The 15,985-nt window shown below is 46.3% G+C and carries 17 protein-coding genes; 15 read left to right on the top strand and 2 right to left on the bottom strand.

The features are described from left to right. The first annotated feature begins 3 nt into the window (after positions 1–3). Positions 4–2,202, top strand: a complete 2,199-nt coding sequence (locus KJS65_RS10210) for a hypothetical protein (RefSeq protein WP_244864467.1) — start codon at positions 4–6, stop codon at positions 2,200–2,202. 93 nt (positions 2,203–2,295) lie between these two features. On the opposite strand, the gene KJS65_RS10205 is transcribed toward KJS65_RS10210, so the two are convergent. Then, positions 2,296–2,871 carry a hypothetical protein gene (locus KJS65_RS10205; RefSeq protein ID WP_213649720.1) on the bottom strand — a complete coding sequence of 192 codons (576 nt, stop codon included), beginning with the start codon at positions 2,869–2,871 and terminating at the stop codon, positions 2,296–2,298. Between the two features lie 238 nt (positions 2,872–3,109). Between KJS65_RS10205 and KJS65_RS10200 the strand changes: the two genes are divergently transcribed. From KJS65_RS10200 to rbsB, 9 genes are all read left to right on the top strand, one after another. Beyond that, complete coding sequence (locus KJS65_RS10200; protein ID WP_213649719.1) at positions 3,110–3,649, top strand: sigma-70 family RNA polymerase sigma factor; 540 nt, start codon at positions 3,110–3,112, stop codon at positions 3,647–3,649. After that, positions 3,636–4,700, top strand: a complete 1,065-nt coding sequence (locus KJS65_RS10195; RefSeq protein WP_213649718.1) for a DUF4179 domain-containing protein — start codon at positions 3,636–3,638, stop codon at positions 4,698–4,700. Before KJS65_RS10200 ends, KJS65_RS10195 begins: the two co-directional genes overlap by 14 nt. Positions 4,701–4,891: 191 nt before the next feature. Then, positions 4,892–5,884 (top strand): LacI family DNA-binding transcriptional regulator, encoded by a 993-nt coding sequence (locus tag KJS65_RS10190; RefSeq protein ID WP_213649717.1) that lies wholly within the window; start codon positions 4,892–4,894, stop codon positions 5,882–5,884. Beyond that, positions 5,877–6,755 carry a ribokinase gene (gene rbsK / locus KJS65_RS10185; RefSeq protein ID WP_213649716.1) on the top strand — a complete coding sequence of 293 codons (879 nt, stop codon included), beginning with the start codon at positions 5,877–5,879 and terminating at the stop codon, positions 6,753–6,755. The genes KJS65_RS10190 and rbsK overlap by 8 nt, the downstream gene beginning before the upstream one ends. Before the next feature lies 1 nt (position 6,756). Beyond that, on the top strand, positions 6,757–7,155 hold the full coding sequence (gene rbsD, locus KJS65_RS10180; RefSeq protein ID WP_213649715.1) for a D-ribose pyranase: 399 nt from the start codon (positions 6,757–6,759) through the stop codon (positions 7,153–7,155). A 26-nt stretch (positions 7,156–7,181) separates the two neighbouring features. Further along, positions 7,182–7,454 (top strand): hypothetical protein, encoded by a 273-nt coding sequence (locus KJS65_RS10175; protein WP_213649714.1) that lies wholly within the window; start codon positions 7,182–7,184, stop codon positions 7,452–7,454. Continuing rightward, positions 7,439–8,920: a sugar ABC transporter ATP-binding protein gene (locus KJS65_RS10170; protein ID WP_213649713.1), complete on the top strand. Its 1,482-nt coding sequence runs from the start codon at positions 7,439–7,441 to the stop codon at positions 8,918–8,920. The genes KJS65_RS10175 and KJS65_RS10170 overlap by 16 nt, the downstream gene beginning before the upstream one ends. 1 nt (position 8,921) lies before the next feature. Continuing rightward, entirely contained in the window at positions 8,922–9,890 is a 969-nt protein-coding gene (gene rbsC, locus KJS65_RS10165) for a ribose ABC transporter permease RbsC (RefSeq protein WP_136605079.1), read from the top strand. Between the two features lie 13 nt (positions 9,891–9,903). After that, positions 9,904–10,821, top strand: coding sequence for a ribose ABC transporter substrate-binding protein RbsB (rbsB, locus tag KJS65_RS10160; protein ID WP_213649712.1), 918 nt, complete (start codon positions 9,904–9,906; stop codon positions 10,819–10,821). 82 nt (positions 10,822–10,903) lie between these two features. On the opposite strand, the gene KJS65_RS10155 is transcribed toward rbsB, so the two are convergent. Then, on the bottom strand, positions 10,904–11,509 hold the full coding sequence (locus KJS65_RS10155) for a class I SAM-dependent methyltransferase (RefSeq protein ID WP_213649711.1): 606 nt from the start codon (positions 11,507–11,509) through the stop codon (positions 10,904–10,906). A 180-nt stretch (positions 11,510–11,689) separates the two neighbouring features. On the opposite strand from KJS65_RS10155, the gene KJS65_RS10150 reads away from it, so the two are divergent. The 5 genes from KJS65_RS10150 to KJS65_RS10130 all read left to right on the top strand — a co-directional run bounded on the left by KJS65_RS10150 (position 11,690) and on the right by KJS65_RS10130 (position 15,860). Next, positions 11,690–12,415: an ABC transporter ATP-binding protein gene (locus tag KJS65_RS10150; protein ID WP_213649710.1), complete on the top strand. Its 726-nt coding sequence runs from the start codon at positions 11,690–11,692 to the stop codon at positions 12,413–12,415. After that, positions 12,412–13,461 carry an ABC transporter permease gene (locus KJS65_RS10145; protein ID WP_213649709.1) on the top strand — a complete coding sequence of 350 codons (1,050 nt, stop codon included), beginning with the start codon at positions 12,412–12,414 and terminating at the stop codon, positions 13,459–13,461. The genes KJS65_RS10150 and KJS65_RS10145 overlap by 4 nt, the downstream gene beginning before the upstream one ends. 153 nt (positions 13,462–13,614) lie before the next feature. After that, complete coding sequence (locus tag KJS65_RS10140) at positions 13,615–14,151, top strand: sigma-70 family RNA polymerase sigma factor (protein ID WP_213649708.1); 537 nt, start codon at positions 13,615–13,617, stop codon at positions 14,149–14,151. Then, positions 14,148–15,254, top strand: a complete 1,107-nt coding sequence (locus KJS65_RS10135) for a DUF4179 domain-containing protein (RefSeq protein WP_213649707.1) — start codon at positions 14,148–14,150, stop codon at positions 15,252–15,254. The genes KJS65_RS10140 and KJS65_RS10135 overlap by 4 nt, the downstream gene beginning before the upstream one ends. 75 nt (positions 15,255–15,329) lie before the next feature. Next, complete coding sequence (locus KJS65_RS10130; protein ID WP_213649706.1) at positions 15,330–15,860, top strand: GNAT family N-acetyltransferase; 531 nt, start codon at positions 15,330–15,332, stop codon at positions 15,858–15,860. Positions 15,861–15,985 lie beyond the last annotated feature (125 nt).

Here is a 15,985-nt window from a genome sequence, read left to right as displayed (position 1 = left end):
CGAGTGAGCCGTAAGAAGAAAGCTGCTCCGGAATGGACGGGGTTTCAGGAAGCGAAGCCCTATGGACCGACTTATGATCTGCGTACGGATTTTGTTATGGTATATGGAATTACTGAAGATATGCCTGAGCGTATTGAAGGATGGAAAAAGGCCGGTTATACGGTCCATTTGATGACAGGGGTGTCATGGGGAGAATACCAGGATTATCTCTATGGCCGGTATGATGGACGGAATCATTGGGATGAAGCCCAAATGGACCGAAACGGAGGACACTTGCTTCATAACGAGGATGTGCCTTATATGGTTCCGACTTTGTCTTTTGCAGGGTATCTGTCTTCCCACATCAAAAGGGCAATAGATGCCGGAGTAGAAGCCATTCACATGGAAGAGCCCGAATTCTGGGCAGTGTCCGGATATTCGGATGCTTTTAAGCGGGAGTGGCTCAACTACTATGGAGAAGAATGGTGCCCACCCCATGCTGCGCATGATGCGCAGTATCGTGCTTCCAAGCTGAAAGCCGCGATGTATTACCGGGCAATGGATCGGATATGCAGCGAAATGAAGGAGTATTCGCTTACCACGTATGGTAGAACGGTTCGCTTTTATATTCCAACGCATAGTCTGATCAATTACACCCAGTGGAGAATCATTAGTCCAGAGGCGTTATTTGTCTCCATGCCGGCTTGCGATGGCTTCATTGCTCAAATCTGGACGGGTACGAGCCGAACACCAAATGTGTACCAAGGTGTCCGCCGGGAACGGACGTTTGAAACAGCATATCTGGAATATGGAATGATGCAAGAGCTAACCCGGGGAACGGGACGGGAAATGTGGTTCCTTCATGATCCGATTGAAGATAATCCTGCACACTCCTGGGTCGATTTTGAACAGAACTATTTGGCGACGGTGACGGCTTCATTACTTCATCCGGGTGTAAGCCAATATGAAGTCTGCCCTTGGCCGCATCGTGTCTTTGAAGGAAGTTATCCGAGAGAAGACGGGGATGGAAAAGAAAAGATTCCCTCACGGTATGCCACACAGCTGTTGACGATCATGCATATGCTTGGGGAGATGCATCAATATGATGCTGCTCAGCAAGAACTTTCCTCCACATCGGGTATTGGACTATGTCTTGCCAATTCAGCGATGTACCAGCGGGGGACCGTAGAAATCCCCGGAGCAGAGCCTGATTCCAGCTCCAGGTATGATGGAACGGAATCGGATGAGAAGATGGGGACGGAAGAACGGAAGCTGCTGGACTGGTCGCCATTCTATGGGATGGCACTACCGCTTCTCAAAAATGGAATCCCGCTGAGGCCGCTTCAATATGATAATATATTGAATTTCCCTGGTTACCTCGATGATTATAGGGTCCTGCTGCTGAGCTATGAGTTCATGAAGCCTGAGCATCCCGGCATTCATCAGGTTATTGGACAATGGGTCAGAGAAGGCGGCGTCCTTATCTACATTGGCGATGGGGGCGATCCCTATCATCAAGTCAGGGAATGGTGGAACCGGGAATCGAGGCGCGGCGCTTACAAGCGTCCGGAGGAGCATCTTTTCGAGTCTCTTGGACTTGGACGTACTCCTGAGGAAGGGGTTCATTCTGTGGAGGCGGGAGCTATTATTCTGCACAGGAAGGATCCGGCATCTTTAGCAGAAACACCTGAAGGAGCCCAATTGGTTATAGACAGCGTTAGGCAGGCGTTAATGATCCGGGATGAAGCAGATGATTTCAAGGGGAATCGAATACTTGAAATCCAGCGTGGTCCTTATCGTATTGTTCATGTTCTGGACGAAACGCCTTCAGCAGATTCGGACAGCAGTGTTGTACTGGAAGGCTCATTCATCCAGCTATTTGATGCAAGCTTACCAGTGCTGAATAGAGTGGAGCTTAAGCCTAATGACAATGCGCTTCTCTATGATTTGAGCTTCCTCAGCGAAAATTCGAATCAGCCGCTGATTCTTGCCACTTCATCAAGAATCAGGAATGAGGAACATTCTGAAAGAGGTTATGCCTGGATTTCCGAAGCTCCGGCAGGAATTACAGTCAGCACCCGGCTATGGGTTCCGCATCCGCCGCTTCATGTATATGTTGATCAAGCATCCATAGACTTTGAATATGATGAGGAGACAGGGACTGTTTTTCTGGAGTATCCAGGTGGCCCGCAAGGCAACTGCTTCAAATTAGATTGGGAATAAGAAAAAGTCCGTTACCCGATTCATCCCGGGTAACGGGCTTTTTCGCGCCGTATTGATATTTAAATCGATATCTCTTTCGATTGATTCCATGGTTTAATATATGCTATTGGCGATGATCGCCAATTCATCCTCATCATACAGTGGTATGAATTTTTTGTTCTTCACTTGGTTGGACATCAGCACAAAGGTCAATCCGTCCTGCCTCCAGTAAAGCGCGCTCATCTGTGAGTCACTTTGGATCCATGTTGGAGCTCCGTTGCTGAGCTTGGGACCGGATTTCCCCTCGGGCTCGGATGTATCCTGTGAATTACTCTCAACTAAAATCAGCTGCCGGCCTTGGTCCAGACTGGCGTATGTGAGTTGGATCATGTCAAACGGGGCTTTGATGATACTTGCTGCTTTATGCGTTGGAGGAAAAGGGGACTTTATTTCTTTTACTTCAAAGGAAACCCTCTCGATGGTGTCATCATAGGAGGGGGCAGATTTGTCGATATCCCATTTGAGCCCTTCGTCAGTGATCCCCATACTCGTGCTATTGGTTGGCTTCCCATAGTCTATTTTTGCTTCTTGTTTGGAGCTGCAGCCCGCAAGCACTGCAAGAGCTATTATTAACCCTATCCATCCTGCATGCCTGTAAATACTAATCACCTCGATTTTAAAGGGTATCATCGTGTAGGGGGTTTCTCTTTTTGTTGGCCAATCTATATACACTAATAAACGTCCGATCGAACAAAGAAGTTATGACTTCATTGTCATATTCAATAGTCTCCGGATCATTTTTTTTTGCGAGATTATAAATATCTTTAAAAAATAACAATTTTTTGTATAACCTTTTACATCGGGCCGGCATCTAAAGTATATGCTTTCAAAGGTCGTAATGAATAATAACAAAAGGAGACCGTGACGTGTGGATATCAAACAGGAAGTGAAAAAAGCCAGGAAAGGGGATCACGAGGCATTTACACGGATTGTGCTCAGCATGAAAATGAAGATGTACGGATTGGCTTTTTCTATACTCCGCAGTAACGATGATTGTGCAGACGCCATGCAGGAGACGATTCTCAAGGCTTATAAATCACTGAATACACTTAAGAAGCCTGAGTATTTTCAGAGCTGGATATTCCGGATATTAATTAACGAATGCAATCAGCTGCTCAGAAACAAGTCGAGGCTGGTTCCTGTAGAGAACTTTGATCATATTGCAAAGCATAAGCTGGAAGCGGAATACGAAGCCATTGCAATTAGAGATGCCGTAGAACAGCTTGATGAAACGCTTCGAATGGTTGTCCATTTGTTTTATTTTCAGGATATGTCTATGCGTTCCGTCGGTGAAGTACTGGGAATTAAGGAGGGAGCTGTGAAGGGACGCCTTTTTAGGGCACGACAGCAGCTTTTGCACATTCTTGGTGAATCACCGGAAAGGAGGGTAGCCCATGAATCCAAATGACTTTGAAACAAAGCTGAAGCAAGTTGCATGGATTCCATCCGATGAACTGCCGGCAATCGTTGAAATGAAGATGAACGAGGCATTTAAAGAATTACCATCTATAGGGGTAAAGCGCAGAAGCGGGCTTACATATGCCTGGGGTTCTGCAGCAGCAGTGTTTATCCTATGTCTTGTTCTGCTGGCATCGGCTTTTGTGTCACCCACGATGGCCAAATCTTTGAAAGAGCTGCCTTTTATTCAGGATCTATTTAAGCTGACTCAGCATATCGGTCTTCAGACTGCCGAAGAAAAAGGCATGCTTGAAGATATTAATCAAAGTGTCACGAAAAATGGGGTTACCATTCGCATTACGAAGCTGATCTATACGGGATCAAGTATCTATTTCGTGTTGGAAGAGGATACTACGGACCATAAATTCAATAACCGGGATTTCAGCATGAGCGGAAAGGTGAACGGAGAGATCGTGGATATGACGATGTCCCGTGGTCCTTTGAAAAATTATGGACGTGCCAATGCGCCCTCTGCGACGATTATTACAATTAGCCATGCCGAATACAGCTCCAAGGACGGAAAAAAATACAACTTTCCGGACCAGTTTACGCTGAATCTCAAAATCGGTCTGGTCGATATGCCGAAAGAAATGTTTCTGTTCGATATTCCCGTGAAGAAGAATGAAACCGCAAGCAGGGTGGTGACATCCAATGATCCGGCCAAGGAATGGAAAAAATGCAAAATTGCCTTGGGAAGCATCGAATTTACACCCGTCATGACGCGATTGACGATGCATGAGGATAATGGAGTCAGAGATTCCAGCGAGAGAGGGCCCCATTTTGGTTACCTGTTGGTGGATCAGGATGGTAATCAAGTGATGACCACCGGATCTTCTTTTGGAAGCAGAATTAAGGGGACCGATTTTATGGCCGTGACAACGGATGTAGACCCTCTACCGAAGATTCCGAATTCAATCACGATAAGGCCTTTTATTGATAATTACCAAACCGGCGAAAAAACCTTTATACCAGAACTTGAGATGACATTTCCTGTGAAGTAAGCATACAGAATTGCGAAGGATGCTTGCGACGATCGATAAAACAAGACATGAAGCCATGCTAGCCTCGGCCAAGTACGGCTTCATGTTTTTTATTCTTTCCATAAAATAACTTTGAAAGCGTTGTTGTCAAAACGAGCACCATGTGGTATTTTATATGTGTAACCGGTTCCACATTGAGGAGAGAACATGATATGGCAACCATTAGAGATGTAGCAAAGCATGCCGGGGTTTCGGTAGCGACCGTTTCGCGTGTACTGAATGAGACAGGATATGTACATGAAGATACCCGCAAGAAGGTTGAAACCGCTATCAGCGAGCTCCACTATACGCCCAATGAGGTCGCAAGATCTCTGTATAAACGCAAATCGAGGCTGATTGGCCTGCTGCTTCCGGATATCACGAACCCCTTCTTTCCAGAGCTTGCCCGCGGGGTGGAGGATGAGATGCAGGAGAACGATTTGCGGATTATCTTCGGCAATAGTGATGAAAATATAAAAAAAGAAAAAGAATACATCCAGACGTTTGTGCAAAATAACGTGGTTGGCGTCATTGCCTCCACGAACCATCCGGATACCGATACATACCGGAAGCTGAACATTCCGGTTGTCTTCCTCGACCGGACGGCGGACAATCGCCCATCGGTATATGCTGACGGACGTGAGGGCGGGAAAATTGCTGCTCATGAGATGATAAACCGTGGGAGCCGTCAGATTACGGTCATGCAAGGCCCCAAGCATATCCGGCCTGCACAGGACCGTTATCAAGGTGCGATAGATGAACTGAGTAATCAAGGAATAACTTTTAACGTCATAGAAACCTCCTCATTTTCCTTCACAGAGGCGGGTACATGGGCAAAGGAATTATTCGAGCAGCATCCCGATACCGATGGCGTGATCGCCAGCAATGATATCGTGGCGACAGCGGTTCTGCATGAAGCCCTCAGGCTCGGCAAAAAGGTGCCGGAAGATGTACAGATCATCGGCTTTGATGATATTCCGCTCAGCAGCTTGCTGACACCGTCTCTTACGACGATCAGACAGCCTGCTTACGACATGGGCAGAGCGGCAGCTGGATTACTTATTCAATTCATTGATAATAAAAATATAGATCAAAATACCATTCAAATGCCCGTTACGTTTACGGAGCGGGAAACGACCAGAAAGGTGGAGCAGCAGTATGGCTAAAATTATTGTGGTAGGTAGCTCTTCAATAGATCTTGTCGTAACATCATCGAAACGTCCGGGAGCCGGTGAAACGGTTCTCGGTGAAAGCTTCAAAACCGTCCCCGGAGGCAAAGGAGCCAACCAGGCGGTTGCAGCAGCACGACTCGGAGCGGATGTTACAATGGTTGGACGCGTAGGAGACGATCATTTTGGCGAAGCGATTTTGAACAATTTCAAATTCAATCATGTTTCTGCGGACTATGTGGAACCGGTTACACATATGGAGAGCGGAACAGCCCATATTGTTTTGGCTGAGGGAGACAACAGTATCGTAGTGATCAAAGCAGCCAATAATGAGGTAACACCAGGTTATATCGAACAATCCATGGATGCTTTTAGCGGGGCGGATATGGTCATGATCCAGCAGGAAATACCGGAAGACACAGTAACTCATGTCAGCAGAGTCTGCCAAAAGCTTGGTATTCCTTTATTGCTTAATCCCGCGCCGGCTCGTTCATTAGAAGATGAGGTTATTGAGAATGCTGCATATATCACGCCGAATGAGCATGAAGCAGCAATTTTGTTTTCAGACCTGAGTGTTTCCGAAGCCCTTCGCAAGTATCCGAACAAGCTGTTTGTAACGGAAGGAAGTAAAGGTGTCCGTTATTTTGACGGTGAAAGTGAAGTCCTCGTTCCTTCTTATGCAGTTGAAGCTGTAGATACGACAGGTGCCGGAGATACATTCAATGCTGCATTTGCAGTTGCCTTGGCAGAAGGCAGACCGATTGTTGAGAGTGTGCGTTTTGCGAATCGTGCTGCATCCTTATCCGTGACGAAATTTGGGGCACAAGGCGGCATGCCAACACGTCAAGAAGTGGAGGCGCAAATGTGAGATGAAAAAGCAGGGGATTTTAAACAGTCATATTTCCAAAGTGTTGGCCGATCTGGGCCATACGGATACCATTGTAGTTGCTGATGTCGGGCTCCCTATACCCGAGGGAGTTGCAAAAATCGATCTGGCTCTCACGCTGGGTTCACCAAGTTTTGAAGAAACGGTCAATGCGATCGCCTCTGATATGGAGATTGAGAAAGTCGTCATTGCGAATGAGATGAATACAGACAATCTGGAAGCACTTCATTATATAGAGAAAAAATTCGACGGGTGTGCTATTGAGCATTGTCCTCATGAAGAGTTCAAGCAGCGGACCCAAAAGGCTAAAGTCGTGATTCGCACAGGCGAAGCCAAACCGTTTGCAAATATCATTTTACAGGCTGGCGTCTATTTTGGTTAAAATGCTTCTGCTTACGAAGCCAGATTTTGCTGTGGAGTACGATCAAGGAGCATTGCTCCGCAAAAACTGAGTATCTGCTTACGAAGTCAGATTTTGCTGTGAATACGATCAAGGAGCATTGCTCCGCAAAAACTGAGTATCTGCTTACGAAGCCAGATTTTGCTGTGGAGTACGATCAAGGAGCATTGCTCCGCAAAACTGAGTATCTGCTTACGAAGCCAGATTTTGCTGTGGAGTACGATCAAGGAGCATTGCTCCGCAAAAACTGTGAGGAGGAACCGTTATGCAGATTCAAATGAATGGAATACACAAAGCCTTCGGCGCGAACCAAGTATTATCCGGTGTAGATTTTGACCTGCGCGAAGGCGAAGTGCACGCCCTGATGGGAGAGAACGGTGCCGGCAAGTCCACTTTAATGAATATACTTACTGGCCTGCATGCCAGGGATGAAGGAACAATCCTCATCGACGGCAAGGAAACGTATTTTGGAAGTCCGAAGGAAGCAGAGCTTCAAGGAATCGCTTTTATCCACCAGGAGCTTAATGTATGGCCGGATATGACGGTGCTTGAGAATCTGTTTATCGGCAGGGAGATGTCTTCACCCTGGGGTATTCTGAAATCCAAAGAAATGAAGGCGCTCGCAAAGGAACAGTTCAAAAAGCTTTCCGTCGACATTCCGCTGAACAGCGAAGCCGGCGAATGCTCGGTAGGCCAGCAGCAGATGATTGAGATCGCCAAGGCCCTCCTTACGGATACCAAAGTGATCATCATGGATGAACCGACTTCTGCACTGACGGAGAGGGAAATCCAGAAGCTGTTCGAAGTCATCACGTCCCTTAAAAAGCAAGGCGTATCGATCGTCTATATTTCTCACCGGATGGAAGAGATTTTCGAGATCTGCGACCGGATTACCGTCATGCGGGATGGCCGGACTGTGGATACGAAGGAAATTCCGCATACCAACTTTGATGAGGTCGTTAAGAAAATGGTCGGCAGAGAGCTGACCGAGCGCTATCCGGTAAGAAATCCGAATCCGGGAGAGGTCGTTCTTGAGGTGGAGCATGCTTCGCGCAAAGGATTATTTGAAGATGTAAGCTTTCAGGTCCGCTCCGGTGAAATCGTCGGTTTCTCAGGTCTGATGGGCTCGGGACGCACGGAGATTATGAGAGCGCTGTTTGGTCTGGATCATCTGGACAGCGGCGAGATTCGCATGTTTGGGAAAAAAGCCGTGATTAGAAAGCCGGTTGATGCAGTTAAGCTTGGAATTGGCTTCATAACGGAAGACCGCAAGGATGAAGGTTTGATTCTGGATTTTTCCGTACGTGATAATATGGTGCTCCCAAGTCTCAGCGGTTTTACGTCTAAAGGCATTATTTCATCGCAAAAAGAAAAAGTGTTCGTGGATGCGCTGATCAAACGCCTGCAGATCAAAACCCATACATCCGATACCGCAGCAGGAAATTTATCGGGTGGTAATCAACAGAAGGTTGTTATTGCCAAGTGGGTAGGTATCGGTCCAAGACTTCTGATTCTGGATGAACCAACCCGGGGCGTAGATGTCGGTGCCAAACGTGAGATTTACCAGCTGATGAATGAGCTGACAGGCCATGGCGTCGCCATCATCATGGTATCCTCTGAATTACCGGAAGTGCTTGGCATGAGTGACCGCATCGTTGTTGTTCACGAAGGGCATATCACTGGACAACTGAGTAAAGATGAAGCGACGCAGGAAAAAATAATGACGTTGGCTACAGGGGGACAGTAACATGACAACAATGAATGAAGCAAAAACATCCAAAGGCTTTCAGGTTTCGCAAATTACACAAAAATTAGGACCGCTGCTCGGCCTGATTATCTTGATTATCATTGTATCGGTTCTGAATCCAAGCTTCTTGGAACCGCTTAATATTCTCAATTTGCTGCGGCAGGTGTCAATTAACGCATTGATTGCGTTTGGAATGACCTTTGTTATTTTGACCGGTGGTATCGACTTATCCGTCGGTTCCATACTGGCGCTGTCGAGTTCATTTGTCGCGAATATGATGGTAGCGGGCTTTGATCCAATCCTGTCCATCATCATCGGCTGCTTGCTTGGCGGCGTGATGGGTATGATTAACGGTCTACTGATCACCAAAGGTAAAATGGCACCCTTTATCGCAACGCTTGCAACTATGACCATTTTCAGAGGCTTGACGCTCGTATACACCGACGGTAATCCAATTACGGGTCTTGGCGACAGCATGACATTCCAGCTGTTCGGCCGTGGCTATGAGCTCGGCATTCCGGTACCGGCGATTACGATGATCATTACGTTTGCGATTCTATGGGTGATTCTGCACAAAACATCCTTTGGACGTAAAACATATGCGATCGGCGGCAACGAAAAAGCAGCGATCGTTTCCGGTATTAAAGTATCCCGGACTAAAATTATGATTTATTCTCTGGCAGGCATGCTGTCCGCATTGGCAGGTGCCATCCTGACATCCCGTCTGAACTCGGCGCAGCCAACGGCCGGTACTTCTTACGAACTGGATGCTATCGCAGCTGTTGTCTTGGGCGGTACAAGCCTTTCCGGCGGCCGCGGCCGTATTGTAGGTACTCTGATCGGCGCGCTGATTATCGGTACTCTGAATAACGGACTGAATTTGCTCGGCGTATCTTCCTTCTACCAAATGGTGGTTAAGGGGATCGTAATTCTCATCGCCGTACTTATTGACCGGAAGAAATCTGCATAAGGGAGAGACTCATATGAAAAAGCTAACATTCTTATTGGCAGCGCTTCTGCTCATCTTAACGACCGGATGTTCTCTGGAACCGCCAAGCTGGGCCAAGCCTAAAACAGGCGGGGATATTAAAAATATGAAAATCGGACTGTCCATTTCAACACTGAACAATCCATTCTTCGTTTCCTTGAAAGATGGCGTAGTTGCGGAAGCTAAAAAGCACGGTATTGAAACGATTGTCGTCGATGCGCAAAACGATTCAGCCAAACAAAGCAATGACGTGGATGATTTGATGCAAAAGGGCGTAAACGCATTGCTCATCAACCCAACCGATTCGGCAGCCATCTCGACGGTCGTACAATCGGCCAATAATTTGGGTATTCCAGTTATTACCTTGGACCGTTCCTCGGATAAAGGGGATGTCAAGGCACTGGTCGCTTCGGATAACGTGAAGGGCGGTAAAATGGCAGCGGAATATATCGAAAAAATGATCGGCAAAGGCGGGAAAGTGATTGAGCTTGAAGGCGTCGCAGGTGCATCGGCTACCCGTGAACGCGGTAAAGGCTTCCACGAAGTCGCTGATAAGGATTTGAAAGTCATTGCCAAGCAAACCGCGGATTTTGACCGTACAAAAGGGTTGAATGTAATGGAAAATCTGCTGCAGGCGAATCCGGATGTACAAGCGGTGTTCGCGCACAATGATGAAATGGCTCTCGGTGCCATCGAAGCCATTAAAAGCTCCGGTAAAGATATTCCGGTCATCGGATTTGACGGCAACGAAGATGCGCTGAAGTCGATCCAGGCAGGCAAGCTGACTGCAACCGTGGCGCAGCAGCCTGAATTGATTGGACAAATGGCAGTTCAAGCCGCATATGATGTGCTTCATGGCAAAACGGTAGAAAAATCTATTCCGGCTCCATTGAAGCTGGTAACGAAGGAATAAAATAAGGTTGGTAACGTCTCTATGAGCCGTGAAAATCATGAAAAGACCTCTAACGATTATATCGTTGGAGGTCTTTCTATTCTCATACGGATCGCGCCCAGATCAAATGAATCATACCGTTCCAGTGCCGTTCCATATGTTCAATCTGGAGTCCGGAATTCCGTACGATCTGCTCGATATCCCGATTCCAATTGCAGCCGGATATTTTGCGCGCGACCGGATTCAATAGCCGCTGGGCTGACTTGAAAAAAGGGTTTCTCCCAAGACCATGCTCCAAAAGATAAACACGCCCGTTTGGCTTACACCAGCGTTTAATATTGCGAAGAACCTGTTCCGGATCATCATATCCGCATAAAGAAAGCGTAGAGACAACGCAGTCGAAGGAATGGGCCGGAAAATCAAGCGTTTCAATGTCACTTTCGATCAGAGTCACCTGCAAGTTAAGCTCATCCGCAATCCGCCGTGCGCGCTGCAGCATCATTGGGCTGAAATCTGCGGCGCTCAGGCGTACCCGGTCCATATCGTAATAAGGGAAGTTGGCTCCCGCGCCGACAGCGATTTCAAGTACGTCACCCTGTACACCTTCGAGGAGACGTTTTCGCCATGATCCCATCATACGTTTGCGTGTGTTTTCTTCATATATTACTGATTGCTTGTCAAACTTTTTAATCAATTTTTGTTTATTCAACGTTCGACCTCCTGCAATCTTCATTCTACATTAAGCGTTAAGTTCACATTTTCTCTAAAATCTGCAGAATAATGATCACATTCCACGATTCTGTTTATTGTCGTTGAAATCTGCATTGATTATAATAAAGGCGAGAAAGATAATCAACGCATTGTTTATTATCTTGTGGAGGTTAACCCAATGGAAATTACCGTAAAGCTTCAACAGGTCAGCAAAAGTTTTGGAAAGAAAACCGTGCTCTCCGAGGTGAATTTGAATATAGGGAAGGGACAAATTTACGGGATGATCGGTCCTTCAGGAGCCGGGAAAACAACCCTTGTGAAAATGATTGTCGGCATGGATACTCCCAATGAAGGCTTGGTTGAAGTGTTGAATACAAAAATGCCCAATCTGTCCATGCTTCAGCAAATCGGTTATATGGCTCAATCGGATGCACTATACAATGAACTTACAGGTGGGGAGAATCTTAGGTTTTTTGCATCTATGTTTAAAATGGGCAAGGAGGAGCAGAAGCAGCGAATCAGCTACGCGGCAGGCCTGGTCAATCTCACGCATGAGCTTGGCAAAAAGGTATCTGCTTATTCCGGTGGTATGAAGCGCAGATTGTCACTGGCGATTGCCCTGATTCATGACCCGTCTGTACTGATTCTCGATGAGCCAACCGTCGGTATTGACCCGGAGCTCAGACAGTCGATTTGGAATGAATTAATGAGGCTGAAGAATTCCGAACACAAGACGATTATTGTTACGACGCATGTCATGGATGAAGCGGATAAATGCGATATGCTGGCCATGGTACGTGATGGCAGGATATTAACCAGCGGTTCGCCGGAACAGTTAAAGAGTCAGTACCAAGTTGAAAGCCTGGAAGACGTATTCTTGAAGGCGGGAGGCCAACTATCATGAGAATACGAGCGCTCATCCGCAGAATCTGTGAGCAGCTGCTGCGGGACAAAAGAACACTGGCTTTGTTATTCCTTGCCCCTTTGCTAGTGCTCTCATTAATGTACTACTTGTTCAATCACACCGGCAATGCGGCAGATGCAAAAATTGGCGCTGTAAACCTGAATCCCAAAATTGTAGAAATGATGCAGCAGCAGGGAATGGAAGTTATTTCATATGAAAAAGCAGATAAAGATATTTTGGTAAATGAGCATCTCGATGCGTTAATTGAAATGCAAGATGCCAAGATACATCTCATTCTAAAAAATAGTGACCCATCCCAATCGAAAGCTCTTCAAATGAAAATCAGCCAAGCGGCGGCGGCCATCAGCAGTTTCAGTCAGAATCAGGGCAATGCTGCACCAAATCTTACAGTCACAACGGATTATGTATATGGCAGCGCAGACACAACTTATTTCGATACATTAAGTCCCATTTTAATCGGCTTCTTTGTCTTTTTCTTCGTCTTCCTGATCTCAGGCATCGGCCTTCTCAGGGAGCGCACCACCGGAACAATGGAACGACTAATGTCAACACCCGTGCGCAGAGGCGAAGTCATCATTGGCTATTTGGTTGGGTATGGTATTTTTGCATTCATCCAAACGGTTATTATCGTTATATACGCTACGATGGTGCTCGGAATGAATATGGCCGGGTCCATCTGGTTTGTTCTGCTAACCAATCTGCTGCTCGCATTCGTGGCACTTTCCCTCGGAATCCTGCTATCGACGTTTGCCTCGTCCGAGTTTCAGATGGTACAGTTCATCCCGATTGTCATAATTCCGCAAATCTTCTTTGCCGGAATATTCCCGCTCGACCATATGGCCGCCTGGGTGCAAGTCATTGCCAGAATTATGCCTTTATACTATGGTGCCGATGCTCTCAAAGATGTGATGTATAAAGGACAGGGATTTGGTGATATTGCTCTGGATCTTGGGGTGCTAGTGCTGTTCGCTGCACTGTTTATAGTACTGAATATTTTGGCCCTTAAAAAATATCGCAAGCTCTAGTATCCACTCCAAACGCCATTTTGTCTTACATCTTTTCGAATGTTATAGACAGGTATATGAAATAGAGCAGAGTCTGCTCTATTTTTTTGTGACCTTCAAAGGGGGAGCATCGTCTAATCTATGTGATGAATAATTGAAAGGGGGACGCCCCGTTTGGATATAGATTTTGTGGAGGCTGAAGTTAAGAGTGCACAACAAGGGAATAAGGATGCCTTTATAGCATTGATTAAGAAGATGGAAGTTCGAATGTACAACATCGCCAGAGCGATTGTGAAGAAAGATGAGGACTGTGCTGATGCGATGCAGGAAACGATTCTAAAAGCCTATAAGTCACTTCCAACCCTGAGAAATCCTGCCTATTTTAAAACCTGGATATGTCGGATTCTCATTAATGAATGCAACACGCTGCTTCGTAAAAAATCAAAAACCGTATCCATGGCTGAACCGCCTGATGCGGTCTTTTTCCCCAAGGCATCAGATGAACATATGGATCTCCGTGAAGCGGTTCACCGGTTAGAAGAAGCTCAGCGAACGATTGTCATTCTGCATTACTTTCAGGATATGCCCATACGGCAAATTGCCGACATATTGGAGCTGTCCGAAAGTACGGTGAAGACAAGGCTTTACCGTGCCAGGATGAAGCTGACCCGTTGGCTGAAGGAACCTGTAGCAAGGGAGGTAAGGCTGTGAAAGCTATAGACCATGAAGATCTTTTACTGCTGAAAGAAGAACCGGCACAAGAGCTGCCGCACACCATACGCATGCGTTTGGACGAGACATTCTTGATGCTGGATGACATTCAACCGATAAAAGCAGAAGAACGGAGAAGAAAGCGCTGGGTTCGGAGGTCACTTCTGATTACATTGGGGGCAGCAGCAGCAGGGATACTTTTAATCGGATCCGGCTTTGTATCGCCGGTTATGGCGCAGGCTCTGAAGCAAATTCCTTTTATTGAAAGTGTGTTTAAGCAGGCCGGAGACCGGGGATTGCAAAAAGCCAGTGAGGAAGGATTTACGACAAACGCGAATCAAAATATAACCCATAATGGAGTTACCATCAGTTTGTCGGAAGTGATATATGATGGAAGCCGTTTAAACCTGGTGCTGAACCGTGACAAGCTTCCGGTTGAAAAAACATCCGGTTCTGGAAGGGATTGGATTCGGAGTTCGACGCTTGGTCTAAACAACATCGAATTTTATGTTAATGGTTCATGGGTAAATACAGGAATGTCATTAGCGCCCGGAGGGGGTAAGGCACCGAATTCAATCATTGTCACGGCTCTGAATTCTCCTAATCTGCATATTCCGGACGAATTTGAACTGAAGATGCTTGTTAAACTTGATGATGTACCAGAGCCTTTCGAGTTTAAACTTCCGGTAAAGAAAGTAAAGGACAGGAATGTGGTCATTACCCCTGAGGAAATGAAGATATTTGACCATATCCACATGAAAGTTGCCAAGCTGGAAATAACACCGGTAACCACGAGACTGGATATGGAGATAACAGGGGAAAAGGGACAGAACCTTAGAGATATAGCAAATGCGATTCCGGAAAAGTACAAAGTAACGGATTTTATTCAAATTGACTATGATCTAACAGACGATCAGGGCGTGCTGCAGAAGAGTATTGGAGCCAACGGTACTGGAGAGGAGGATCATTTTTTATACTCATCCAGTTATGAGCCCTTTGCCGCCATACCTGAGTTCGTTACGGTTAAACCCTATGTTTATGTAACAAAAACACGGCAGAAAAATTACATCCCTGAGCTTGAGTTTACCGTTCAGGTGAAGTAGATAGACAGTGCTGCTCATACATGGTTAGATAAGCAGTATGGGTATGCAAATTTATGAACGCGAGGTTCATTTGAGATGACGAATGATAAACCGGCAGAGTATTTCACATTGGAAACGCAAAGATTGCGGCTGAGAATATTAACTCTTCAGGATGCTGGACACATCTATAAACATTTTGCGGATGAAGAAATTACACGGTTTATGGATATTGAGCCCTGCAGGAGTATGAAGGAAGCGGAAGATATCATTCAGTTTCATCTGGATGATGCAGGCTGCCGCTGGGGTGTATTTGATCATGAGGAGCAAACGTTGATAGGTACCTGCGGATTTCATTATCTACGAAAAACGGACTCCGGGTTGATTGCCGAGATGGGATATGACCTTGCCAAAAACGATTGGGGAAAAGGATATATGCTGGAAGCGACTCAAGCAATCATCCGTTTTGGATTTGAAAAGATGGAATTGACGAAAATCGATGCTACTGTGGACCCGGAAAACATAAGATCCATTCGTTTGATGGAGAAACTCGGATTTGAGCGGGAACAGGAGCTCACGGACAACCTGGTATATTTTTATAAGAGCGGTCCAGAGCAACCATTAGATTAGAGAGGCAAGGGGGCTGTCTCATAAGTGGATTTCCCACGCCAGAGACAGCCCTGTTTTATTTTAGGAGCCGAAAAAATCTCAGCAAAGGAGCGATTCTCCCGTTGTAGGAGAATCGCTCCTTTGCG

Origin of the sequence: Paenibacillus sp. J23TS9 (assembly GCF_018403225.1) — a bacterium.
In the GTDB taxonomy this organism is placed as follows: domain Bacteria; phylum Bacillota; class Bacilli; order Paenibacillales; family Paenibacillaceae; genus Paenibacillus_AQ.
The sequence above is the reverse complement of the archived record's forward strand: the minus strand, read 5'-3'. Positions and strand labels throughout refer to the sequence as shown.

Bases quoted from the DNA above. Each gene is read 5' to 3' on its own strand.
- rbsD (WP_213649715.1), top strand. From the start codon at position 6,757: ATGAAAAAGCAGGGGATTTTAAACAGTCATATTTCCAAAGTGTTGGCC.
- rbsC (WP_136605079.1), top strand. From the start codon at position 8,922: ATGACAACAATGAATGAAGCAAAAACATCCAAAGGCTTTCAGGTTTCG.
- KJS65_RS10130 (WP_213649706.1), top strand. From the start codon at position 15,330: ATGACGAATGATAAACCGGCAGAGTATTTCACATTGGAAACGCAAAGA.
- KJS65_RS10190 (WP_213649717.1), top strand. From the start codon at position 4,892: ATGGCAACCATTAGAGATGTAGCAAAGCATGCCGGGGTTTCGGTAGCG.
- KJS65_RS10145 (WP_213649709.1), top strand. From the start codon at position 12,412: ATGAGAATACGAGCGCTCATCCGCAGAATCTGTGAGCAGCTGCTGCGG.
- rbsB (WP_213649712.1), top strand. From the start codon at position 9,904: ATGAAAAAGCTAACATTCTTATTGGCAGCGCTTCTGCTCATCTTAACG.
- KJS65_RS10205 (WP_213649720.1), bottom strand. From the start codon at position 2,871: ATGATACCCTTTAAAATCGAGGTGATTAGTATTTACAGGCATGCAGGA.
- rbsK (WP_213649716.1), top strand. From the start codon at position 5,877: ATGGCTAAAATTATTGTGGTAGGTAGCTCTTCAATAGATCTTGTCGTA.
- KJS65_RS10170 (WP_213649713.1), top strand. From the start codon at position 7,439: ATGCAGATTCAAATGAATGGAATACACAAAGCCTTCGGCGCGAACCAA.
- KJS65_RS10195 (WP_213649718.1), top strand. From the start codon at position 3,636: ATGAATCCAAATGACTTTGAAACAAAGCTGAAGCAAGTTGCATGGATT.
- KJS65_RS10150 (WP_213649710.1), top strand. From the start codon at position 11,690: ATGGAAATTACCGTAAAGCTTCAACAGGTCAGCAAAAGTTTTGGAAAG.